At 68.9% G+C, this 23898-nt stretch carries 18 protein-coding genes; 5 read left to right on the top strand and 13 right to left on the bottom strand.

The genetic code is table 11. The features are described from left to right. Positions 1-167: 167 nt before the first annotated feature. From MFF24_RS03280 to MFF24_RS03240, 9 genes are all read right to left on the bottom strand, one after another. The gene (locus tag MFF24_RS03280; protein ID WP_238222337.1) at positions 168-2036 is read right to left on the bottom strand and encodes a response regulator; all 1869 of its coding nucleotides are present in this window, start codon (positions 2034-2036) and stop codon (positions 168-170) included. After that, the gene (locus tag MFF24_RS03275) at positions 2033-3754 is read right to left on the bottom strand and encodes a response regulator (RefSeq protein WP_238222335.1); all 1722 of its coding nucleotides are present in this window, start codon (positions 3752-3754) and stop codon (positions 2033-2035) included. Before MFF24_RS03275 ends, MFF24_RS03280 begins: the two co-directional genes overlap by 4 nt. Continuing rightward, the gene (gene cheB / locus MFF24_RS03270) at positions 3751-4836 is read right to left on the bottom strand and encodes a chemotaxis-specific protein-glutamate methyltransferase CheB (protein WP_238222333.1); all 1086 of its coding nucleotides are present in this window, start codon (positions 4834-4836) and stop codon (positions 3751-3753) included. The genes MFF24_RS03275 and cheB overlap by 4 nt, the downstream gene beginning before the upstream one ends. Further along, a complete protein-coding gene (locus tag MFF24_RS03265) occupies positions 4833-7073 on the bottom strand; it encodes a hybrid sensor histidine kinase/response regulator (RefSeq protein ID WP_238222330.1) in 2241 nt (746 codons plus the stop codon). The genes cheB and MFF24_RS03265 overlap by 4 nt, the downstream gene beginning before the upstream one ends. A gap of 22 nt (positions 7074-7095) precedes the next feature. After that, complete coding sequence (locus tag MFF24_RS03260) at positions 7096-8784, bottom strand: methyl-accepting chemotaxis protein (protein WP_238222328.1); 1689 nt, start codon at positions 8782-8784, stop codon at positions 7096-7098. A 66-nt stretch (positions 8785-8850) separates the two neighbouring features. After that, complete coding sequence (locus MFF24_RS03255) at positions 8851-9408, bottom strand: chemotaxis protein CheW (RefSeq protein WP_238222326.1); 558 nt, start codon at positions 9406-9408, stop codon at positions 8851-8853. Next, positions 9405-10880: a CheR family methyltransferase gene (locus MFF24_RS03250; protein ID WP_238222321.1), complete on the bottom strand. Its 1476-nt coding sequence runs from the start codon at positions 10878-10880 to the stop codon at positions 9405-9407. The genes MFF24_RS03255 and MFF24_RS03250 overlap by 4 nt, the downstream gene beginning before the upstream one ends. 11 nt (positions 10881-10891) lie before the next feature. Next, positions 10892-11389: a chemotaxis protein CheW gene (locus tag MFF24_RS03245; RefSeq protein ID WP_238222319.1), complete on the bottom strand. Its 498-nt coding sequence runs from the start codon at positions 11387-11389 to the stop codon at positions 10892-10894. Positions 11390-11527: 138 nt separating this feature from the next. Then, the gene (locus MFF24_RS03240; protein ID WP_133088706.1) at positions 11528-12010 is read right to left on the bottom strand and encodes a Ros/MucR family transcriptional regulator; all 483 of its coding nucleotides are present in this window, start codon (positions 12008-12010) and stop codon (positions 11528-11530) included. A 1329-nt stretch (positions 12011-13339) separates the two neighbouring features. On the opposite strand from MFF24_RS03240, the gene MFF24_RS03235 reads away from it, so the two are divergent. The 5 genes from MFF24_RS03235 to MFF24_RS03215 all read left to right on the top strand — a co-directional run bounded on the left by MFF24_RS03235 (position 13340) and on the right by MFF24_RS03215 (position 17855). Next, positions 13340-13735: a hypothetical protein gene (locus MFF24_RS03235; RefSeq protein WP_238222317.1), complete on the top strand. Its 396-nt coding sequence runs from the start codon at positions 13340-13342 to the stop codon at positions 13733-13735. 31 nt (positions 13736-13766) lie between these two features. Then, positions 13767-14162, top strand: coding sequence for a CopM family metallochaperone (copM, locus tag MFF24_RS03230; RefSeq protein WP_373322652.1), 396 nt, complete (start codon positions 13767-13769; stop codon positions 14160-14162). Positions 14163-14945: 783 nt separating this feature from the next. Continuing rightward, positions 14946-15260, top strand: coding sequence for a hypothetical protein (locus MFF24_RS03225; protein ID WP_133088373.1), 315 nt, complete (start codon positions 14946-14948; stop codon positions 15258-15260). 308 nt (positions 15261-15568) lie between these two features. Continuing rightward, positions 15569-16276: a carbonic anhydrase gene (locus MFF24_RS03220; RefSeq protein ID WP_238222313.1), complete on the top strand. Its 708-nt coding sequence runs from the start codon at positions 15569-15571 to the stop codon at positions 16274-16276. 10 nt (positions 16277-16286) lie between these two features. Continuing rightward, positions 16287-17855, top strand: a complete 1569-nt coding sequence (locus MFF24_RS03215; RefSeq protein WP_238222312.1) for a SulP family inorganic anion transporter — start codon at positions 16287-16289, stop codon at positions 17853-17855. A gap of 135 nt (positions 17856-17990) precedes the next feature. On the opposite strand, the gene hflX is transcribed toward MFF24_RS03215, so the two are convergent. The 4 genes from hflX to MFF24_RS03195 form a co-directional block, all read right to left on the bottom strand. After that, complete coding sequence (hflX, locus tag MFF24_RS03210; protein WP_238222310.1) at positions 17991-19406, bottom strand: GTPase HflX; 1416 nt, start codon at positions 19404-19406, stop codon at positions 17991-17993. Positions 19407-19594: 188 nt separating this feature from the next. Continuing rightward, positions 19595-19849 carry an RNA chaperone Hfq gene (hfq, locus tag MFF24_RS03205; RefSeq protein ID WP_003600267.1) on the bottom strand — a complete coding sequence of 85 codons (255 nt, stop codon included), beginning with the start codon at positions 19847-19849 and terminating at the stop codon, positions 19595-19597. A 227-nt stretch (positions 19850-20076) separates the two neighbouring features. Next, complete coding sequence (gene ntrX / locus MFF24_RS03200) at positions 20077-21447, bottom strand: nitrogen assimilation response regulator NtrX (RefSeq protein WP_108940693.1); 1371 nt, start codon at positions 21445-21447, stop codon at positions 20077-20079. After that, entirely contained in the window at positions 21444-23843 is a 2400-nt protein-coding gene (locus MFF24_RS03195; RefSeq protein WP_238222307.1) for a sensor histidine kinase NtrY-like, read from the bottom strand. The genes ntrX and MFF24_RS03195 overlap by 4 nt, the downstream gene beginning before the upstream one ends. Between the last annotated feature and the right edge of the window lie 55 nt (positions 23844-23898).

Here is a 23898-nt window from a genome sequence, read left to right as displayed (position 1 = left end):
GATCGGCTGCGCGCGATCATCTTCGTTCGCCCCCCGGCGCAGTGCAATCCTTGCGCGCACATCTTTTGCAGGCGTGACAAGGGCGGCACATCGGGCTCGCCGATCCGACGGACGGCCCTGCCTCGCGACGACCGACCTCAGAACGAGGCGATCGGGACGATGTTGAATCAGACCGCCGCTTCGAGGAGCTGCGACACGCGGGCGGCGAGTTCGGCGGAGGCGAAGGGCTTCGTCATCACCGGCAGATCCTCCGGGATCTGCACGGCCTCGGCATGGCCCGTCAGCAGCAACACCGGTACGCCGGCGAAGCGCTGCCGGATCGCGCTGGCGAGTTCGACGCCGGTCATGCCCGGCATGGCGAGATCGGCCACGACGAGGTCGAAGCTGTGCCCCTGTTCGAGCAGGGCAAGGGCGCTGCGGCCGTCGGACGCCTCCGTTTCGGAGTACCCGAAATCGTTGAGGAAGGAAGCGGTGACGTGCCGAACCTCCGGGTCGTCGTCGACCACGAGGATACGCGCCGGGCTCACGGCGGTCGGCACCACGGGCGCGACTTCCGACTCCGTGCCCTCGACGGTGCCGTCAGCGCGCGGCAGGGCGAGTTCGATGCGGGTGCCCTGCCCGACTTCGCTGGTGATGCGCAGGCGCCCGCCCGCCTGCTGTGCGAGGCCGAACACCATGGCGAGCCCGAGGCCTGTCCCCTGCCCCACCGCCTTGGTGGTGAAGAACGGTTCGCAGACCCGCTCCAGGATTTCCGGCGGAATGCCGGTGCCCTCGTCGGCGACGGTGACGACGGCGTAGGTGCCGGGCTTGAGGTCGGAGTCGTCGTGGATCTCGGCGCGGCGGGTCGAGATGGTGACGGTGCCGCCGTCCGGCATCGCATCGCGGGCGTTGATGCAGAGGTTGAGCACGGCCAATTCGAGCTGGTCGGGATCGACCAGGGCGAAGGGCATGTCGGGTTCGAGGTCGCGCTCGACCCGCACGAGGCTGCCGAGGCTGGAGCCGAACAGCGCGCTCATGCCCTCGATCAAAGCGTTCGGGTCCACGGGGCGGGCATGGGCGTCGTTGGAGCGGCTGAAGCTCAGGAGCCGCTTGGTCAGGGCCGAGCCGCGCTGCGCCGCGCCGGTGGCGTTGTCGACGAGGCGCTTGACCCGCGGTTGGTCGGCGATCTTCGGGCCGACCAATTCGAGGCTGCCGAGGATGGCCGTGAGCAGATTGTTGAAATCGTGGGCGATGCCGCCGGCCAGCGTGCCGAGCGCCTGCATCTTGTCCGACTGTCGCAGGCGCGCCTCCAGGCTCTTCTGCTCGGTCACGTCCCGCTCGATCGTGGCGAGATGCGTCACCTCGCCGACGCCGCCGCGGATCGGCACGCGGATGATGTGCGACCAGCGCTCGGCGCCGAGCGCACCCCGGGCGATCACCGTCGATCCCGCCTCTCCGGCGGCGATCGCGCGGCGGTCCACAGCCTCTGCCTCGCGGGCCTCGGCCGTGTCTGCGACCTCGGTTTCGGTGCGGCCCAGGCAGGCCTCGACCGTGCTGCCGACGAGGCTGGCCTTGCGCGCGTTGAGACGCACGAAGCGACCCTTCGCGTCCTTGAAGGAGATCGCTTCCTCGGCGTGGTCAAGGAGGCCGCGCAGCAAGGCGCGCTCGGTGGCCAGATCCCGGCCGAGGCGGTGGCGCTCGTAGGCGTTGCGCACCGTGGCGCGCAGCAGGGTCGGATCCCAGGGCTTGGCGACGTAGCCGATGATGCCGCCGCGGTTGAGCGCCGCGATCACCGCCGAGATGTCGGCGTAGCCGGTGAGCAGGATGGCCTGCGCCTCGTGGAAGCTCCGCGCCTCGGCCAGCAGGGCGTCGCCGGTCATACCCGGCATGCGCTGATCGGAAACCACGACGGCGATGTCGGGATCGGCGCGCAGGATGTCGAGCGCCTCCTCGGGCTTGGCCGAGGTGAGCACCCGGTACTCGTCCTCGAACAAATCCTCCAGAGCGATCAGGATGTCCGGCTCGTCATCGACGGCCAGGATCGTGCCTTTGCTCATACCGGTGCCGGTTGCCTCGGAATGCCGATGACGAAGCTCGCGCCGCCGCCCGGCGTCGTCTCCACGGTCAGCGAGCCGCTATGCGCCTGAACGACGCTGTACGCAATCGCCAAGCCGAGTCCGGTCCCCGATCCGACCGGCTTGGTCGTGAAGAACGGCTCGAAGATCTTTTCCCGTAGATCCTCCGGAATACCCGGCCCGGTGTCGCTGATGCGGATCATGTCGGTCTCGGCGTCCGAATAGGTCGCCACCGTGATCGTGCCCTCGCCGTGGATCGCGTCCGCGGCGTTGCCGAGGATGTTCATCACGACCTGATTGAGGAGCGCTGGGGTGCAGGAGATCTCCGGCCGCCCGGAAAAGTCGCGGGTCACGTGGATGCGCGTGCCGAGCTTGTGCTGGATCAACGCCAGCACCGTCTCGATCGCTTCCGGCACGTTGACGAGGCCGCGCTCGCCCTCGTCGAGCCGCGAGAACTTGCGCAGGTTGAGGACGAGATCCTGGATGCGGGTCAGGCCGAGCCGCATCGAGCCGACGCGGTCGCGCGCCTTGGTCAGCGCCCGCTGTCCCTCCGGTGCCTCCGGCGGCGGCAATTCGCCGAGCAGGCGCTCCACCGTGCCCTGATGCGCGAGGATGAAGGCGAGCGGGTTGTTGATCTCGTGGGCGATGCCGGCCACCAGCTCGCCGAGCGAGGCCATCTTGGCGGCTTGGACGAGCTTGGCCTGCGCTTCGGTGAGCTTGCGGTTGGCGTCCTCCAGGTCGCTGTTGGCCTGTTCCAGCGCGTCGGCCAAAGCAGCGCGGGCGGCGGCGGCCTCGGCCTCGGCGCGGGCGCGCTCGACTGCCCGCTCGCGGTCGCCGAATTCGCCGGAGATGCGGCGGTTGTCCTCCTCAAGCAGGCGCCGGCGGACGAGGCCGCGCACGCGCATCGCCAGCACCTCGCCGTCGGCCTTCGAGACCACATCGTCCGCGCCCGCGGCGAAGGCGGCCACCAGCAGGCTCTTGTCCGGCTTGTCCCCGGCCATGCCGACGAGCGGGAAGGCGTTGCCGCCGCCCTCCGGCGCCTTCATGCGGCGCTCGGCGATCTCGGTGCAGAGCGCGATGCCGTCATAGGCACTGCCGACGAGGTCCAGGGTGACGCAGTCGAACCCGGCGCCCGGCTCGTCGAGCGCAGCCAGCGCCGCCGAGCGGTCGGCCGCGGCGACCACGGTGTGGCCCTCCTGGGTGAGGAGCCCGGTGAAAAAGGCGCGGTAGGTGGCGCTGCCGTCGACGACGAGCACCCGGCCACGGCGGAAGGCGGCGCCGGACGGGCCTTCCGTGGCGCTGTTCTTGCGCTCGCGCAGCAGCGCCCGGATGCGCAGCACGAGGAGATCACGGTCGGCGGACTTCTCGACATAGGCGTCGGCGCCGCTCTCGAAGCCGTGGCGCTCGCCGTTGCGGGTGCCGGTGAGCATCACCACCGGAAGCGCGCGGGTGCGCAGCGACAAGCGCATCTGCCGGGTGAATTCGTCGCCGTTCATGCCTGGCAGATGGTGGTCGGCGACGACGAGATCGGGGAGGTCGGTGTTGAGCAGGTCGAGCGCAGCCTCCGCCGTGGCGCAGCGCTTCACCGAGAAGCCCTGGGCTTCGAGCTGCAGGCGCAGTTCGAGCGCCTGAGTCTCCGAATCCTCCACCAGCAACAGCCGATGGCCGGGGGCGGTGGCGGGCTTTGCGCTCGCGGTCATGCCGGCTTCCTCTGTGCGAGCCGCACGAGATGGGGCGCCACCTGATCGACGGGCAGCACGCGGGCGGCCGCGTTGAGGCGCACCGCTGCGGCGGGCATGCCGTAGACGACGGCGCTGCTCTCGTGCTCGGCCACCGTCGCGGCGCCGGCCTTGCGCATGTCGAGCAGGCCCTGCGCCCCGTCTTCGCCCATCCCGGTGAGGAGCACGCCGATGCCCTGCGCCCCGGCCTGCCGGGCGACGGAGCGGAACAGGACGGTCGCGGCCGGGCGCTGGCCGCCGACGGGCGCGGCGTCGCTGACCCGCAGCGTCCCACTCGCACCGAGTTCGAGATGCCGGTCGCCCGGCGCGACATAGACGTGGCCGGGCTGAATCGTCTGACCGTCCCGCGCCACGCCGACGGCCAGCGGCACCACGCCGTCGAGCCAACTCGCGAAGCCGTCCATGAAGGCCGCACCCATATGCTGGACGAGCAGAATGGGGAGCGGAAAATCCGCCGCGAGGCCGCCGATCACCTTGGCGAGCGCGGGCGGGCCGCCGGTGGAGGCGGCAACCGCCAGCACGCTCGGCGCGGCCCCCGGTTCCGAGAGGAGCGGCAACTCCGGTGCGGGGGCGGCCTTGCGGGCGCTCCATTCAGCGCCGATCGGCCGGCGGCGGATCACCGGTACGGCGGCCATGATGCGCAACTGGGTGCAGATCTGGCCCGCGACCGCTTCATAGCCATCGTTGGTGGTGGCCACAGGCTTCTCCACCACGGAGAGTGCGCCGGCCCGCAGGGCGTTCATCGAGATCTTGAGCGAGGAATCCTCGACCGAATCGGCGATCACCACGATCGGCGTCGGCCGGCTCGCCATGATGCGACGGGTGGTCTCCAACCCGTCGATGCCGGGCAGGCGGATGTCCATGGAAATCACGTCCGGCCGTACGGTCTCGATCGCTGCCAGGGCTGCCTCGCCGGATTCGACCGCGCCGGCCAGTTCCAGACGCGGATCGCGGCCGATGATGTGGGTGAGGAGGATCCGCACCACGAGCGAGTCCTCGACAACCAGAACGCGCACGCGCGGATTCTCAGTCCCTCCGTTCACAGCAATTGACCGATGGTATCCAGGAGTTCGCGCTGATCGAATTTCTGTTTTGTCAGGTAGGCGTCGGCGCCGAGTTCCAACCCTCTCGCCACATCCTCCTCGTCGCCGCGCGACGTCATCAGCACGATGGGGAGCCGCGCGAAGTCCTCCTCGGCCCGCAGCGCCTCGACGAGGCCGAAGCCGGTCAGCCGCGGCATCTCGACGTCGGCGACCACGAGGTCGACGGGTTCGATCCGTGCCCGCAGGCGGTCGAGCGCCTCCTGCCCGTCGACGCAGACGATCACGCGGTAGCCCGCCGCTTCCAAGATGCTCTTCTCCAGGGTGCGGGTCGTGATCGAGTCGTCCACGACAAGAATCGTCGAACGTCGCTTTTCCGGGATCGTTCCGTTGCCGTCGTCCCCTCCTTTCGTCGGAAGCCGCACGGCCCTTGGGCCGGCGCGGCCGATCCGGTCGATGAGTCCGTCGGGATCGAGCACGAGGGCGGGGGTGTCGGTGCCGAGGATCACGGTTCCGGTCACGAGCGCCGGATCGCTTCCGATCGGGGGTGCCGGTAGGACGAGGAGCGTGCGCACTTCCTCTAGGCGATCGACGGCGAGCAGGCAGCGACCGCGGGTGCCGCGCAGTCGCACGACCGGGATCGTCCCCCCCTCCGCGCGGCCCACGCCGAGGCCGAGCAGGTCGCCGAGTTCGGCGACCGGCAGCGTCACGTCCTCGCCGCCCTCACCTGCGACCTGCGCGACCGGGCGGCCCGCAACGGTGGAGAGTGCCGAGGGATCGAGCCGCGTGAGCGCCTCCGCGGATCCGCTCGGCAGGGCGAAACGGCTTCCGCCGGCGGTGACGATCACCACCGGGCGCCGTGCGGCCGAGAGCGGCAGGGTGAGGATCAACGAAGTGCCGTGCGGCTCGCGGCGGGCGAGCTGCACTTGGCCGTGCAGGGCGCGAGCGACCTCCGCCACCACCGACAGGCCCATGCCGCGGCCCGACAGCGCATCGACCGACCCGGCGGTGGAGAAGCCGGGCTCGAACGGCAGCGCGAGCAGCGCCTCGGCCTCCAGGCGCTCACCCGGCGCGATCAGTCCGCGCTCGCGGCCCGTCGCCTCGATCGCCGCGAGGTCCGGGCCCCGTCCGTCGTCGTGGATGCCGAGCACCAGCCGTCCGCCCTGCGCCTCCACGGTGAGCATGATCGCGAGGGCGGCAGGTTTGCCTCGCCGCTGCCGGACCTCCGGGCTCTCGGCGCCGTGGCTCAGCGCGTTGCGCAGGGCGTGCAGCACCGGGTCCTTAAGCGCCTGGAGCATCGCCCGGTCGACCGGCACGTCGAGCCCGCGCGTGGTGACGTCCACCTCCTGGCCGTCGGCGCGCGCCATGTCGCGCACCGCGCGGGCGAGACCGCCGAACACCGTCTCCGCGGGCACCAGGGCGAGGCGTTCGGTCTCCTCGCGTAGCCGGCGGGCCGCTGTCTCCACGGACAGGACCACGGACTTGTGCCCCTGCGCGAGGTCAGCGGCTTCGCGGGCAAGCGCCGCCAAACCGGTCTCAACCTCGGCCAGCCCCTGACGCAACGCGGCCATCTCGGCCGCCTCCGCACCGGCGGGCGCGGAAACGGAAACGCGGCGGACGGCCTCGGTCCGCCGTCGAAGCGCGGTCGCGTTCGCCGACAACCGCGCGATGCGCTCGCCGACGCCACCCTGACCCGGCAGCGCCGCCCAGAGGCCGTAGCTCGCCCGCGACAACGACTCCACCGCCGAGGCGGGAATGCGCAGCACGGCCTGCGTGGGCTCGCTGGACGGTTCGGCAGCGGGCGCGGGCGGTATGGCCGGCGTCGGAGGTACAGCGGCGGGCGCCGGGGTCTGAGCCTCCGCCGGGGCAGCCGGTGCACCGGGATCGAGGCAGGCGTTCAACGCCGCCAGCGCATCCTCGGGCATCGCGGCCGCCCCGCTCGCGCTCGCGGCAACGAAGGCCTCGATCCGGTCGAGGGCGAGATGGGTCGCAGCCCGCGCCTCACGGTCGAGCGGACGCTGTCCGGCGCTGATGCGCTCGAACAGGGTCTCCAACTGGTGTGAGACCGCTTCCACCGGAGGCAGGTCGACGGCACGAGCCGCGCCCTTCAGGCTGTGGGCCCGGCGGAACACGTCGTGCCAATCGACCGGCCCCTCCGCGGCGAGCGCGGTGCGGATCGCGTCGAGATGCTCGCGGTGCTCGATCTCGAAGGCGGCGAGGAGCTGCTGGCGGATATCCATGCGGCGGAGCGCTCGTCCGGACCTAGAGCCGGTAGCGCTCGGCCAGCGCCATCAGGCCCTGCGCCAGTTCCGTCAGATTCGCCGAGGCGGTCTCGACCTCGCGGGTGCCGGCGGCCGTCTGCTGGCTCGCCTGCCGGATATTCTGCAGCGCGCCCATCACCTGTTCGATGCCGAGCTGCTGCTGGTTGGTCGAGGCCACGATCTGCTGGAAGGTCTGCACGCCCTCCTCCACTCGCGCGGCCATCTCCTCGATGGTGCGGACGGTGGAATCCGTGCGGTTCTTGCCCGCGGCGGCGCGCTTGACCGCCTCCTCGGTCAGCATCACCGAGGCGTTGATGCCGCGCTGAATCTCGCCGAGGATGCCGCGCACCTGCGCGGTGGCGCCCTTAGCTTGATCGGCGAGCAGCTTCATCTCGGAAGCGACGATGGCGAAGCTGCGCCCGCTCTCTCCCGCCGCCGCCGCCTCGATGGCGGCGTTGAGGGCGAGCAGGTGGGTGCGCTCGGAGATGTCGTTGACCGTGACGATGATCTCGCCGATCGCCTGCGTCTTCTCGGAAAGCGCAACGATGTTACCGGCGACCGCCTCGCCCTGCTCGCGGATCGATTCCATGGCCTTGGCGGTGTCGGTGGCGGCGCGCAGGCCCGAGCGGGCGGTCTGCGCCGCGGCCTGGGCGGTCGCGATGACCTCGGTCGCCCGCTTCGAGATCTGCGCGCCCGAATGGGTGATCTCGTCAACCGTCGCCGCGGTCTCCTGCACGGCGGCGAATTGCTCCTCGACGCTCGCCGCCTGCTCCTGAGCCGAGGCCCGGATCTCGGCGGCGGCCGCGTTGAGGTCGGCGGTCGCGGCACGGTTGGTGCGGGCGAGATCGGACAGACCGGCCACCATGCGGTTCAGAGTGTCGCCAAGCTGACCGATCTCGTCGTTGCCGGCCCGATTCAGACGGCCCGTCAAGTCGCCCTCGCCGATCTGCGCGACGAAGCGCATCACGTCTTCCAGGGGGCGAACCACCGCGCGGCTGATCAGCACCGTCACCAGGATCGAGAGCAGGATCGAGGCGGCGACGGTGATCGCCACCGAGAGGATGCTGTTGCGGTAGATCTCGCTGACGCTGCGCTGGCCCGCACCGATGACGCCGTCGAGTGCCGTGCGGGCGTTGGCGATGCTGCGCAGCAATCCGTCGTGGAGCCGGTTGACCTCTTCGTTCTTGCCCTCGACCGTTGCGATGTCGCGGGCATCCACCGCGCGCAGCTGCTGCTCGCTGGCGTTGCGGACCGCGCGGAAGGCTTCGGCGGTCTCGGTCATCACCGTGCTGAGGCGACCCCAGGCCACCACGCGCTCCGCCGAGAGGGCGCCGGATTGGTACTCCTTCACCTCTCCGGTGATGGTGGCGAGGAGCCGGTCCAGTTCCGCCACGTTCTGGCGCCAGCTTCCCAGGAAATCGTCCTGCCGGGCCTGCGCCGATTGTCCCTGTCCTTGCGTCAGGACGGCGATCACCGCATTGCGGCGCACGAGACCCATGTTGCGCGAGACGTTGCCGAGATCGTCGAGCTGGCGCAGCACGCCGACGTCGCGGGTGACGATCAGGTCCGTCATGTCGCGCACGCTGCCGATCTGGCGCAGGGCGTAGGCGCCCAGAGCCGCCACGATCAGGCTGGCCGCCACGAAGCCGAGGAGGATGCGTTTTCCGATCGAGAGCGACACGGCTGACATGGCTCCGGCAGGCGGTGCAGGGAAGGTTCGAGACGTCGTCCGTGGCTCGATGAGAGACTTGGACGGTCAAGTCATGAAGCGGGCGAGCAGGGCCGGCAGATCGACGAGGGAGAATCCCTCGCGGATGTCGCCCGTCCTGTCCGAGCCGGGCGGTGCATAGCCCGAAAGCGGGCCGCGTCCCAGACTTTCCGGTTTGGCCGTCGGCCGCGCCAGCGCGGCGTCGATCCGCGCGATGCCGAGCACCCGATCGACGGCGAGCGCCACCGGCGGCTCCTGCGCGCGCAGGCGCACCACGTGGCCGGCCTCGTCCTCGCCTTTCGTGTCGAGCCCGAGGCAGGAGGCGAGGTCGAGCACGCTGACGATCGCGCCCGCCACGGCGGTGATGCCCTTCAGCGCCGGGGGCGCGCCGGGCAGGCCGGTGCAGGGCCGCTCGGGCGCGACGCCCGCCACCGCAGCGAGCGGCAGGCCGTAACGCTCCGGCCCGCAGGCGCAGACGAGGTAGGCGGCGGTCTCGACCGTCTCCTCTTCGCCCGCCCTGCGTGCGGCCAACGCGGCGGCACGCGCATCGAGCAGCGCGGCGTGACGTGCCTTCGGGTCCGCTCCGGCGGTCAGGCCGATCTTCATGCGTCGCTGACCGTGATTCCGGCCAGGACGCGGCGTGCGCTCTCGGCCAAGCGTGCGGCGCTCACTCCGTCTCCCTCCGGCAGGATCGTCTCGGGCGGCAGTCCTTGCGCGAGGCGCAGCGCATTGTCGAGGGCGCGGATGGCCTCGGAGCGGCGCCCGCCGCGGGAAAGGAGCAGCCCGAGCTGGAAATGGGCCATGATGAAGCCGCGGTCGAGGAACAGCGCGCCCCGCAGAGCCCGCTCGGCCTCCCGCTCCCGCCCGAGGTCGAGCGCGAGAAGGCCCTCGTAGTAGCGCAGCGCCGGATCTGTGGCGTAGCCGTCGATCTCATCGCGCAGCCGGCGCCATGCCCGCGCCGTCTCGCCGGCATCGGCCATCACGCGGATCTCGGCCAGGAGATCGCCCGGCGAGAGCGGGTGATCCGTCGCGGGCGCCGCCGGAATCGGCACCGGCTCAGGCGGGAGCGCCTTTGGAGGCGCGACGGCGATGTCCGGGACATCCAGCGGCACGGTCGGCGGCGCGAGTGGAATCGGGGCCGCATCGAGGATCGCGGGGATGAGAACCGGCGGCGGCTCGATCGTCGGGGTGTCGAGCGGACGGTAGGCGACCGTGCCCGGCAGGGCGACCGGTTGCAGCCATTGGGAGAAGGTCGGGTTGGGCTCGGCATGGCCGATCAGGAGCCACCCTCGCGGGTTGAGCCGTTCGCCCAGGGCCCGGACGATGCGGTTGACGTGTTCAGGACTGAAATAGATCAGGACGTTGCGGCACAGGATGAGATCGAAGCTCGCCGGCGTGCGATCGCTCCCGTCGATCAGGCTCAGCAAGTTTTGCCGCTCGAAGCGGACCATACGCCGGAAGGCGGGCCGCAAGGCGTAGCCGCCATGGGGCAATCCCGGCCGGGCCGGCGTGCGGCGGAACCACCGGGCGCGCTCCTCGGTGTCGAGGGTGCGCAGGGCCCAGGGTCCGAACTCCGCCGCGCGGGCGGTGGCGAGCGCCGCCGCGCTGAGATCGGTGCCGAGGATAGTCACGGACCAGTCGGCGAGCGCCTCGCCGAGGAGATCGTGGACGAGGATGGCGATCGAATAGGGCTCCGCCCCGGTCGAGCAGCCGGCGCTCCAGATCCGCAGGCGGCGCGTTTCGCCACGCGCCTCGATCAGTTCGGGCAGGATCGTCCCACGCAGCGCGGCGAATTGCTCGGCGTAGCGGAAGAAGAAGGTTTCGCCGATGGTGATCTCGGCCTCAAGCGCCGCCCATTCCTCGCGCCCGGCCGCCCCGTCGAGCAGCGTCAGATAGGCGGCGCAATCGGCCAGGCCGCGTACGCGCATCCGCTTGCGCAGGCGGTCGAAGAGCAGGTCGTCCTTGTCTTCGTAGTAATTGTGCCCGGTCCGGGCGATCACGCGCGCCTTCAGGGCGGGAAAGACGGGATCGACCGTCGCGCTCGCGGCGCGCCGGGTCCGCTCGGTAGGGCCAGTCACGGTCGGGTGCCTCAGGCCGGGCGCGCACCCTCGGGTTCGAACCGGGCGAGCCGCGTCGTCGCGTGCCGGGTCAGGGCGTCGAGCCGGGTCCGCTCTTCCAGAGTGAGGATCCGGTCAAGCGAGAGGAGATGCACGAGCCGATCGGCCCAGGCGAATTCGCCGACGACGCAGCCGTTCAGGCTGCGGCCGGATTCGACCGGCCGCAGCGCATCGGTCTCGACCTGGACGAGATCGAGTGCACGGTCGACGAGGAAGGCAATCGTGCCCTGCCGGGCCAGCAGGACGTGCCGGTAGAGGTCGTCGCCGCCCGCGGCGCGAAGGTCGAACAAGGCGGCGAGATCGACGACGGGCACCGGCTCACCGGCCAGGTTGAGGAAGCCGGCGAGCGGCCCCCCCGCGGCCGGCGGCGCGTGCAGACGCGGCAACGGGAGGATCTCGCGGATCTCGGCCCGCGGCAGCGCGCAGGTCGTGCCGGCGAGATCCAGAAGAAGGGTGGGCAAACCCGGCATCGCATGTCCTCGGGGCGGCACGCCGCCGGAAGCGGACAAGGGTCCGCTCTTCGTCTCGATCATGCGGTTGACGCTCGCCGAAGGCAAAGGTTTCACGACCGGCCGAATCAGTCGGTCGTTGCAGCGGCGAGCGCCGAATCAGGCGACCTTCTGGCGCGAACGGGACTTCGGCTCGGGCGCGGGAGCCTCTTCCTCGATCCGACCGCCCGGCCGGCCGAGGCCAATCGACTTCGCCAGCGCGGAGCGCTGCGCGGCGTAGTTCGGAGCGACCATCGGATAGTCGTTCGGCAGTCCGTAGCGCTGGCGATACGAATAGGGATCGAGACCGTGGGTGCCGAGGTGGCGCTTCAGGGTCTTGTAGGGCTTGCCGTCGATGAAGCTGATGATCGCGTCGGGCGTCACGGACTTGCGGATCTGTGCGGAAGACGGCTTTTCGATCACTTCCTCGGCGGGAGCGGCGGCGGCCTCGGGACTGCTCAGGCCGGTCAATGCGGCGTGAACGTTGATGATCAGGCCCGGAAGCTCGGAAGCGGGGACTGAGTTGTTCGACACGTACGACGAGACGATATCGCTCGCCAGCTCTACGAAATCGTTGAACGATTTTTGGTTTTCTTCTGCCATTCTGCGTATCCGTTCCGAGGGCCCCCGGGCGCCAAAATCATACGTGATGCGCAGCGATGCAAGAGAAGAATTAAAAAAACTACGTCAGGCTTGTGGGTATTGAGGGGAGAGCACGCAAGTTCATCGTCGTCGGCGAAGCGTAGAAGGTTAAGTCGAGCCCAAGCTCGGGCGGGCCGTAGGTGCATCTGAGCTAGACCTTTTCCAGGCTGACTCGTGCGATTCGGACGGCAGGGCCGCCCCCGAATTTTGATCTAAGCGACGACGAGAGCTCGAAATTCTGAGCCGTGTTCGCAATCTGTGGTGACAGGCTCGAAGTCCGGCGAGGACGGGCGTGGCTCCGGCCTTCGCGGCTTCCGCGCCCGAACCGCCAAAGCCTGCGAGAGGCGATCGGTCGCGCGGACTCTGACTCAAGGTCAAATGCTCAGGTCGACCGATTTGAGTTCAATCGCGCCGAACGACTTGATTGCGGATTGCAATTCTGAATCTCGGATCGCGCTGACGCCAACATTGACGGCACGGCACGAGCGAGATGCCCATCGCAGCCTTCCTTGCCCCTGTCTGCACCCGCCGGTCTATGCTACGGGTCGGCACCCATGAAGTCCGCCCGTCCCATTGCGCTCTGGTTGGCAGCGGTGATCGTCGCGATCGCCGCGTCGCTGATGACCTCCGGCGCCCATGCGCATGGCGGCCATCGGCATGCGCCTCGCTCGCAACCTGTCGCCGCCCCACCCGCCGACTCTCTGGTCTTGGCCGGTATCGGCGCGGATATCCGCGTCTCGGGTTCGGCGGCGACTGTTCGGGCGGGTGCCGGCACCGTGGTCGAGGCTGTTCATACCGCTCTTGCTTGCCCGACCTGCTCGGCCGAGGGGGTCTGCGGACAGGCCTCCGTGTTCTGCTGTGCGGTCGCCCTCGCGCCTTCGCCGGTTCCGGGACTGGCTCCGATGGCCGCGCGCGATCGGGCTCGAGCCGGCGATGGGCCGCATCAGGCGAGCATCGTGCCCGAGATGCAGGTTGAACCTCCCAGACGCCCCGTCTGATCGCGTGTCCTGCGGCAGCCGCGCTTCCGCGTGACGTCGCCTCTGCGTCGAGGGTTCGATCGCGTCGTCCGACGATTCCGTCGCGGCGCTGCGAGCGCCGGCCCTGTCGCTCCGACACGCCTGCGCATCCGCGCCGGATCAGCGGCCGCGCGAAATGAAGCCAAGCCGCCTCGATGCCGCTGACCCGCACCGTAAATCTCGGCAACGTGCCGCTCCATGCGCCGACCGCCGCCAGCAGAGCGCGGTCAGCTGTGAGCGGGAATCCGAATTCCATCCCGTAAGGAGAAAGCCGTTGAATCGTGCCTTGCATTGCGCCGTTCTGGCGCTCGCCCTGTTCGCCGCGCCGGCAGGCGCCCAGCACCACCGAGGCAGCCCTCACGATCACGACCATCCGCCCGGTCCCAATGGCGGGCGTGTCGAGGGGGCGGGTTCCTGGCACGCCGAACTCGTCACACGAGCCGAGACCGTCTCGGTCTATCTCACCGACGGTGACGGCAAACCGTTGCCAGTCGAGGGCTTTTCGGCCGTCGCGATCCTCAAATCCGGCGCCAAGGCCGTGCGCATCCCCCTCAGTCCGGAGGGCGGGCGGCTCACCGGCAAGGCCGACACGGCACTCGGAGAGCGGCCCACCGGGGCCGTCCGCATCACTGCGCCCGGCGGTGCCGCCGCCAGTGCCCGCTTCGACTGATGATCCGTTCGTTTCAAGGATACACCTGATGATGAAAGCTTATCGTGCCGCCCTCCTCGTCGGCTGTCTTGCCAGCTTCCTTTCCGGTCCGGCCGTCGCCGGCGACGGGCATCACCACCACTCGCACGGCCATCCGGACGTGCAGACCGCTGCGAGCGACAGCGCGGCAACGAAGGCGTTCCGCGATGCCGACGCCCGCATGCATCGCGACATGGACATCCGCTACACCAACGATGTCGATGTCGATTTCGTGCGCGGGATGATCCCGCATCACCGCGGCGCGATCGAGATGGCCATCATTGCCCGCGAACACTCGAAGGATCCCGAGATCCGCAAGCTCGCCGAAGAGATCATCAAGGCACAGGAGACTGAGATCGCGCAGATGGAAGCGATCCTGAAGCGCAAGGAGGCCGCACCGGGTCGCTAAAGCCGTACCCGACCTGATTTCATCAGGCCGGCGGCTCTCGTCCCTTGTCTTGTCGCGCGTTCCGACGAACCGGAATCCACTTCGTCGGAACGCGCTCTAGAGAATCGTCCCGGAAGGTGGCTACCGGCTTTCGGGAAAGGACAAACTCTGCGGCACGACCCTGCGGGGGTCGAGGCCCGCTCGCTATTGGATCATGAATCGCCAACGCTTCCCGCATCGCGACGGGCCGCCACTCGGCGGGCGAAGGACACCGTCCTCCAGTGTTCAGCTCATAACGGCTTCATCGGACATCACTTCATCAGGCGATGTCGCGCTCGTTACTGCCTGATCGCGATTTCAACGATTGATGACTTCAGATTCATCGTTGGTTCGATTTTATTCGCGGGCCAAGCGCGGGTGCCGTTCGCACGCTCTGCCGCACAAGTTTTTGCCCCTCCGACATCGCTTCTCATGTCGAAACAGGCCGTCGAAGGACTGACGACCCTCTTCAATCTCTTCGATCGAACGCCGCATCCTGCATCGGCAGGATGAAGGCACGCTTCATTGCCGCAGGGACGGATTAAAATCTGACGGAACGAGTCAGATTTTCATCCCTACATCGCAAGAAATTCAGAGATGAATGGTGCTATCTCGCACCAAAATCGCGGTCCTTCAGGATTAAATCTCGAAATTATATCGGTGACAAAACGCACTTCCAAAATACTAATCTCGTAATTACTGTCTCTGTGCGGCAAGAAGTCAGAAAAAAATTTCGCAACTCAGGGATTACGAGAGGATTTTGATATGAAGCGCATGATGACGGTTGGTTTCATCGCAATGGCAGCGGTTGTTCTGCCGATCGCGGCACAGGCCGAGGGTGGTGGAAGCGGCAGCCGCCAGCAGGCTGGCGGCGCCTTCATGAGCAGCTACGTGGACGATCCCTACCATGACCCCCGCTCGGTCCGCTCGCAGCGGCTGGGGACGGGCCAGATCCTTGGCGCGCCGATGCTGAGCGAGAACGCCGGCGCCAAGGGCGGCGTCGCCCGCACGGCTGTCCGCCGCGGCACCGTCGAGCCGCATTGGGCCGCCGGCACCGCGCCGCGCCGCCGGACGCGGTAAAACAGGCCCGTCCGGCGGCGCCTCACGATCCGCGCCGCCGGTCGCGCCCTCAACCCATCCTCGGTCGCTACGCTTGAGGAGCGGCCGAGCATTCCGGGCGACATGGGACCGGCTCACACGCCGTCGCGATCCTCGCCACGGCGCGAGCGGCCTTGTGCCTGACGGAGACGGCGCCCGCGCCGCGTCCCGTCACATCGAATTTCTTGGACTTCGCGCACCGACAGGCGGGTCGCCGTCTGTCTTCCAGCCAGCATTCCATACGTCCCAGCGCGTCTGCTCACGCGTGGCGACGGACAGCGAGGTGAGCCGTGGACGGCATTATTCAAGGTCTTTCGAACTTCCGCGGCACGGTCTTCCCGGGCCAGCAACAGATGTATCAGCGACTGGTCCGCGACGGTCAGCAGCCTCAGGCGCTCATCATCGCCTGCGCCGATTCCCGTGTCTCGCCCGAGCACATCACGCAGGCCGGTCCGGGCGACCTCTTCGTGTGCCGCAACGCCGGCAACATCGTGCCGCCCTTCTCTCAACAGAACGGCGGCGTGTCCTCCGCGATCGAGTACGCGGTGGTCGCACTCGGCGTGCGCGACATCGTCATCTGTGGCCATTCCGATTGCGGCGCCATGAAGGGGCTCATGAACCCCGAGGCGCTGGGCAACATGCCCAACGTGGCGGCATGGCTCCGCCACAGCCACGCGGCGAACCGGATCGTCTGCGAGGCCTATCCCGAGGGCATGGACCCGAAGGAGCGGCACCGGGCGCTGGCCCTCGAGAACGTCGTGGTGCAGCTCAACAACCTGCGCACCCACCCGAGCGTGGCGGCGGCTCTGGCCCGCGGCAAGCTGCGCCTGCACGGCTGGTTCTTCGAGATCGAGAGCGGTCTCGTGCTCGCGTATTGCGGCGAGCGTGGGCGCTTCGTCCCCATCGACGAAGCCACGGATGTCCCCGTCGCGCAGGCTTCGGCTGCGCGGATCGCTACGCCGGAGTTTGCCGGCGCCCATGCCATCGCGGCGGAGTAGGAATCTTGCAATGCGCGCCTCCTTCGCCAAGCTGATGCCATCGACCCTCGGCCGGGATCTCCCGGCCTCCTTCGTAGTCTTCCTCGTGGCGATGCCCCTCTGTATGGGTATCGCCATCGCCTCCGGCGTGCCGGCCGAACGCGGCCTCATCACCGGCGTGATCGGCGGCATCATCGTCGGCTTCCTCGCCGGCTCGCCGCTTCAGGTCAGCGGTCCGGCCGCGGGCCTCGCCGTCATCGTCTTCGAATTTGTGCGCGAGCACGGCATCGATGCCCTCGGACCGGTTCTCGTCGCGGCCGGCGCCATTCAGCTCCTCGCGGGCGCCTTGCGGGTCGGCGGATGGTTCCGGGCGATCTCCCCGGCCGTCGTCCACGGCATGCTTGCCGGCATCGGCATCCTGATCGTGCTGGCACAGATCCATGTGCTGACCGATGCGCTGCCGAAGGCCAGCGGCCTCGACAACCTCGTGGCTATTCCGGGCGCCTTCTTCAACTTCGTCTCCAGCCCCGAAGGCAACCGCCCCGGTGCGGTCGTCGTCGGCATCGCCACCATCGTCGCGATGCTGGGTTGGGAGAAGATCCGCCCGCTCAAGCTCAAGCTGATCCCCGGCGCCCTGGTCGGCGTTGTGGCGGGCACCCTTGTCGCCGTTTTCGGCAACCTCGACGTCAAGCGCGTCGAGGTGCCGGAAAACATCCTCTCGGCCGTCGCCCTGCCAGGCGCGGGCGATTGGAGCCGACTGGCCGAGCCGGCGATGATCCTGATGGCGATCACCCTCGCGGTCATCGCCAGCGCGGAGAGCCTGCTCTCGGCGGCGGCGGTGGACCGGATGCATGACGGCCCGCGCACGCAGTACAACCGCGAACTCGGCGCGCAGGGCATCGGCAACGTCCTGTGCGGCTTGGCCGGCGGCCTGCCGATGACCGGCGTGATCGTCCGCTCCTCGGCCAACGTCCAGGCGGGAGCGGTCTCGCGGGCCTCCACCATCCTGCACGGTAGCTGGATCCTCGCCTTCCTGCTGGTCCTGCCGATGGTGCTCAAGGTCGTGCCGACCGCGGCGCTTGCCGGCATCCTCGTGGTGACGGGCTGGCGCCTTGTGAGCCCCGCCCACGCCTTCCATCTGCACGAACGCTACGGCCTGCCCACCGCCGCGATCTGGCTCGCCACGATGGTGATGGTCGTCGCCACCGACCTGCTCACCGGCGTGCTCACGGGCCTCGCGCTCAGCCTCGCCCAGGTGATCCCGCACTACATCCGGGGTCCGCTCAAGATCGAGGGCGGCGCGGCGCAGACGGTCCAGGCCGGTGCCGTTCGGGCTGTGCCGGAGCTGAAGCTGTCGGGCTCGGCGACCTTCCTGCAATTGCCGCACCTCAACGCGGCGCTGGAGCGCACACCGGAGGGCACGCCGGTCCGCCTCGCGGCGGAGGATCTGCGCCACGTCGATCACACCTGCCTGGAGATGATCCGGGAATGGGCGACCCGGCGGGCAAAGACGGGCGCGCGTGTCGAGGTCGTCGGCGGCGGCGCGAGCGGCCTGCACCACAGCCTCGCCATGGTCGCCCACGCCGCGCCGAAGGACTGACCCAGGGCGGACAAAAAAAGGGGCCGGTGCCGCAACGCGCGGCACCGGCCCCTTTCATATTATCGGTCCCTCACACCGTCTTGCTCTGGACGGTCGATCTGCCGCCCTTCGGGACGAGGCGGCGAAGAGACCGCTCTACGCAGCCGGCACGCCCTGCGGTCCCCCGATGCGCTGGGCCGCCTCGAACCGGTTGAGGAAGCGCGGCTCCTTCTCCGGTGCGATGCGGATGGTCAGCGCGATGGCGCCGGTGGTTTCGGATTGCCGATCGAGCACCTCGGCATTCTCGTAGAGCCAGTTCAGGGCGGCGCCGTCCTCCGGCGGAAGCGTCACCGCGAAGGTTGAGCGCGCCCGCGCCACCTGTCCCTCGATCCGCTCGGCAAGCGCCGATAGCCCTTCCCCCGTCAGAGCCGAGACGAGAATCGGCCCCGGCCCGGCACCGCGGTGAGCGGCGCTGAGGTTGACGAGCCGGGTCCGCTCGCCCTCGTCCAGAAGGTCGGCCTTGTTCCAGACCTCGATGATCCGCTCCGCGTCCGGCTCGATCCCGAGTTCGCGCAGCACGCCCTCGACATCCTCGGCCTGGGCCTGGGTGTCGCCGTGCGAGACGTCGCGCACATGGAGCAGAATATCGGCCTCGATCACGTCCTCCAGCGTGGCGCGGAAGGCGGCGATCAGCGAGGTCGGCAGGTCCGAGATGAAGCCGACTGTGTCGGAAAGAATCACGGTCTCGCCATGCGGCAGCTTGGTCGCCCGCGCCGTCGGGTCGAGAGTGGCGAACAGCATGTCCTGCGCCCGCACCTCGGCCTTGGTCAGCGCGTTGAACAGCGTCGACTTGCCCGCGTTCGTGTAGCCGACCAGCGCCACGATCGGGTACGGCACCCGCGCGCGGCTCTTGCGGTGCAGGCCGCGGGTGCGCGTCACCGCATCGAGATCGCGCTCGATCCGGGTCATCCGCTCCTGGATCATCCGCCGGTCGGCCTCGATCTGGGTTTCGCCGGGGCCGCCGAGGAAGCCGAAGCCGCCGCGCTGACGCTCCAGGTGGGTCCACGAGCGAACAAGCCGGGATTTCTGGTAGGCCAAGTGGGCGTGCTCGACTTGGAGCGTGCCCTCGCGGGTCGAGGCGCGACGGCCGAAGATCTCGAGGATCAGGCCGGTCCGGTCGATCACCTTGGCGCCCCAGGCCTTCTCAAGGTTGCGCTGCTGCACCGGCGAAAGGGCGCAATCCATCACGACGAGGCCGATCTCCTCGGCCTTGATCATCCCGGCGACCTCCTCCACCCGGCCCTTCCCGAGATAGGTCGAGGGACGCGGGCGCTGGATGTGCACCGAGAGCGCGTAGGCGACGTCGAGATCGATCGCGGCCGCCAAGCCCATCGCCTCGTCGAGCCGCGCCTCGTCGGATCGCACGATCTCGGTCTGTCCGGGTACGGGACGCTGGGCGGCACGGGTGAGGTAGGGGCCGACGACCAAGGTGCGGGTCGCGGCGGCAATCTCGCCCTCGGGGGCGGCCTTCGCCTGCAGGCGCGCTTCGCCGGGCGGAAGGAGTTCAGTCATGGCGTCTCCGTGTCATCGTTCCCTTATGTCGGAACGATGACGCCATTTTGCATCCGGCGGCCTACGCAAATGTCGCGATACGGCTCGTCGGGACCGCATTTCGCTGACAGCGAGGCCGGATCGACGTGAAAAAGCAACGGGAGGAGAGGTGTGTCGGCCCGGAGCGGCCGAGTGCGCCTGCCGCCGTGTCACGCCTTCTCGGGCGCCGTCTCGTCCGGCTCGAACAGTTGCACCGGGTGTCCCGGCATGATCGTCGAGATCGCGTGCTTGTAGACGAGCTGCGAGTGCCCGTCGCGGCGGAGCAGGACGCAGAAGTTGTCGAACCAGGTCACGACACCTTGAAGCTTGACGCCATTGACGAGGAAGATCGTCAGCGGGATCTTGTTTTTGCGGACATGGTTCAGGAACGTATCCTGGAGGTTCTGAGCGCGCTCGCCCGCCATTTCTTTTTATCCTTGTTTCCAGAACGCAACCGCGGATCGGCACGGCCCCGTGCCCTGAGTCGCGGGACGGCGACTCTCTCGTGATGGGACCGCTCTGCCGAGCGTTTCCATTACAGGGCGAAGCTTGCCGCGATGCAAGAGGCAGCCCCTAGGGCCGAGCGTCAATATCCACCCCTTGCAACCGTACCCGCCACCGATTCGTCCGCGCGAACCGGCGGCGAGGCGCGTCACGGGCCGATGCCGAGCGACTTCAGCTTCCTGTGGAGGGCGGAGCGCTCCATGCCGATGAACTCGGCGGTGCGGGAGATGTTGCCGGAGAAGCGGGCGATCTGCGCGATGAGGTATTCGCGCTCGAAGATTTCACGGGCCTCGCGCAGGGCCAGGCTCATCAGCTTCTCTCCGCCCGCGCCCGTCGGCGTCGTCGGCACCAGCGCGCCGATCTCGGTCGGCAGCATCTCGGAGGTGACCTCCTGTTCCGGATCGCTCTGGGTCAGGATCATCAGCCGCTCGACGTTGTTGCGCAGCTGACGCACGTTGCCCGGCCAGTCGTGGGATTGCAGCACCGCCATCGCATCCTCGGCGATACGCCGCCGCGGCAGGCCGGTGGCCGCCGAGATCTGCTCCATGAAGAAGGAGATCAGTTCCGGCACGTCCTCGCGCCGCTCGGCGAGCGAGGGAATGCGGATCGGCACCACCGAGAGGCGGTGGAACAGATCCTCGCGGAAGCGGCCTGCGGCGATCTCCTCCGTCAGGTCGCGGGACGAGGAGGAGATGATGCGCACATCGACGTGGACGCGCGCCGTGCCGCCGACGCGCTGGAAGTTCTGATCGACGAGGACGCGCAGGATCCGGCTCTGCGTCTCCTTCGGCATGTCGGCGACTTCGTCGATGTAGAGGGAGCCGCCATGGGCCTCCTCCAGGGCGCCGACGCGCCGCACCCGGCCCTCGCCACCCTCGACGCCGAACAGCTCAGCCTCCATCGTCTCGGGCGTGATGGTCGCCGCATTGATGACGACGAAGGGTCCGCTCGCCCGCGAGGAGGCGGCGTGCAGGGTGCGCGCCGAGAGTTCCTTGCCGGCGCCCGGCGCGCCCGAGATCATCACGCGGGCATTGGTCGGGGCCACGCGCTCGATGGTCTGGCGCAATTGGTTGACCGCCACCGAGGCGCCGACGATTCGGCTCGCCTGACCCGAGCGGACCTTGAGGTCGCGCACCTCGCGCTTGAGGCGGGAGGCTTCGAGCGCGCGCTCGGCCACGAGGATCAGGCGGTCGGCCTTGAACGGCTTCTCGATGAAGTCGTAGGCGCCGGATTTGATCGCCGCCACCGCGGTCTCGATGTTGCCGTGGCCCGAGATCATCACCACCGGCAGGTCCGGATGCCCGGCCTTGATCAGGTCGAGCACCTGCAATCCGTCGAGGCGCGAGCCCTGGAGCCAGATGTCGAGGAAGACGAGGTGGGGCCGGCGCGATTCGATCGCCGCCAGCGCCTCGTCGGACCCGGCGGCGGTGCGGGTGCGATGCCCCTCGTCGTCCAGGATGCCCGCGACCAGATCGCGGATGTCGGCCTCGTCGTCGACGATCAGGATGTCGGCGCTCATGGCTGCATCTCCGCGACGCGTCGCGCTTCCATGGCGCCCTCCGTGTTCTTGTCCATCGTTGTCCCGTCACGCGCGCCCAGTGCCGCGGAGCGTGTCCGCTCCCCTCCCGCACCGGGCTCGGCATTGTGTCCGTCCTGCCGACCGACTTCCCGCGGCAGCCGCATGCGGACCTGTCCGCCGCGCCCCTCCGGGTTGTCGTTCAGCTCGATCCCGCCGCCATGCTCTTCGAGCACCTTGGAAACGATCGCCAAACCGAGGCCGGTCCCGCCCTCGCGGGTCGTCATATAGGGTTCGAGAAGGCGCTGGCGCCCCTCTGCCGGAAAGCCTTTTCCGTTGTCGGTGACTTCGATCACCACGAAGGCATCCTCGACAACCAGCTTCAGCGCCACCCGCCCCTTGCCGCCCTCGGCGGTCAGCACATCCTCCGGCACCGCCTGGACCGCCTCGACGGCGTTCTTCAGGATGTTGGTGAGCGCCTGGGAGAACAGCCGCACGTCGAAGGCGGCCACGACGCGGCCCCGCTCGTCGGCGCCGACCGTATCGAAGGGGAAATCCAGATCGGGATGCGCCATGCGCAGCATGAACAGGTTCTGCCGGGCGATCTCGGCGAGATCCTGCTGCGTGATGGCGGGCTTGGGCATCCGGGCGAAGGAGGAGAACTCGTCCACCATCCGCTTGATCTCGTCGACCTGCCGCACGATCGTGGCGGTGCACTGCTCGAACACCTCCTTGTCGGCAGTAATCACTTTTCCGTACTTGCGGCGGATGCGCTCGGCCGAGAGCTGGATCGGGGTCAGCGGATTCTTGATCTCGTGGGCGATGCGGCGGGCGACATCCGCCCAGGCGGACGTGCGCTGCGCCGTCACGAGATCGGTGATGTCGTCGAGCGTCACCACGTAGCCGCGCGCCTCGCCCTGCGCCTGCTCGCTAGTGACGCGCACGGCAATCGTGCGCTCGCGCCCGCCGCGCACGAGCTGGATCTGCTGCTGAAGCGCCCGCTGGCGGCCCTCGGCCTCGGGGAACAGGGCGGCGATCTCCGGCACGACGCTCGTCAGGGGCTGGCCGACGAGCTCCTTGGCCGTGAGTCCCAGCGTGCGTTCCGCGCCCGGATTGGCGATGGTGATGACCCCGTCGGCATCGACGCCGAGCACGCCCGGCGACACGCCTGAAAGCACGGCTTCGGTGAACCGGCGGCGGCGGTCGATCAGATCGTTGGCCGCCCGCAGGCCGTCGTGCTGGCGGCGAAGCTCCTGCGTCATGGTGTTGAAGCTCTCGCCGAGATGGGCGAGGTCGCCGTCGGATTTCCGCGCCGGCACGCGGGCGTAGAAATTGCCGGCGGCGACCTCGTCGGCGGCGTTGATGAGACGGCGGATCGGGGCGACGAAGCGGTTGGCGAAGTTCAGACCGAACCACACCGCCGAGAGCAGCGTGATCAGGGCGATCAGGATGAAGACCGAGGCGAAGGCGATCTGCACGTAGCGGCGCAGCTCGTCGAAGGTCAGGTACTCGGCCGCCGCGGCGCGGGCGACGCCGGGGAAGTCGATGGCGAGCTGGCTCACCTCGCGCTGCACCAGCAGCACGGCATTGTCGTAGGCCGGCATCCGCATCAGCGCGGCGAAGACCCGGCCCTCGTTGGGCAGCAGGCAGATCGGGTCGCTCGACTTCGCCGCATCCTCGAAGGCCGCCGCCGAAGGCAGGCGCGTCTGCTTGAGCACGTCGATATTGGCGCGCGCCACCACCTCGTTGGGCCCGCGCATGATCTTGACGATCGGCAGGCCGAGGGCCTGGGCGCGGGTCGTCATGAAGTTTTCGAACCACTCGCGGTTCACGTCGAAATTCGGCCGCGCGCGGGTCAGGTCGTCGGCGAAGATGCGGATCTCGCGGGCGAGCGACTGGCAGTGGTTCTCTTGGTAGGCGTCCGCGACCTGCACGGATTTCAGCACCACGTCGCGGACCCGGTCGGTGAAGCCCAGCGACAGCCCGACATCGATCGTCACCGAGGCGACGATGGCGAGCAGAATGGTCGGCAGAATCGCGATCAGGCTGAAGAGGCCGACGATGCGGGTGTGCAGCCGCGCCACCGAGGCGTGGGTGCGCCGGGCGTGGAGGAAGACCCGCGCCTCCCAGACGATCACCACCACGAGGGCTAGGACCAGCACCGCGTTGACCGAGAGCAGCACCACGCCCGAGGTCGGGGTCCGGGTGATCTGGATGATGCCCGCGAGGATGAGGAAGGTGACGGAGGCCGAGATCAGCGCCGTCAGCACCACCGCAGCGCCGATCCAGCCGGGCCCCCGCGGCGGGGAATCGAACCGGCGCGCGACCGCCTCCGCGCCGTCCTCTACGGACGGGGCATCGGACGGTGCTTCCTGAGAACGTCGCGACAGCAGCGGCATCGCTGATGCGGGGCCACAACAGTGTGGCGAAATTAATACGAATCAGCCAAGCTTG

This window comes from Methylorubrum aminovorans, from assembly GCF_022179725.1.
Classification (GTDB): domain Bacteria; phylum Pseudomonadota; class Alphaproteobacteria; order Rhizobiales; family Beijerinckiaceae; genus Methylobacterium; species Methylobacterium aminovorans.
This window is presented reverse-complemented; position numbering and strand designations above follow the sequence as displayed.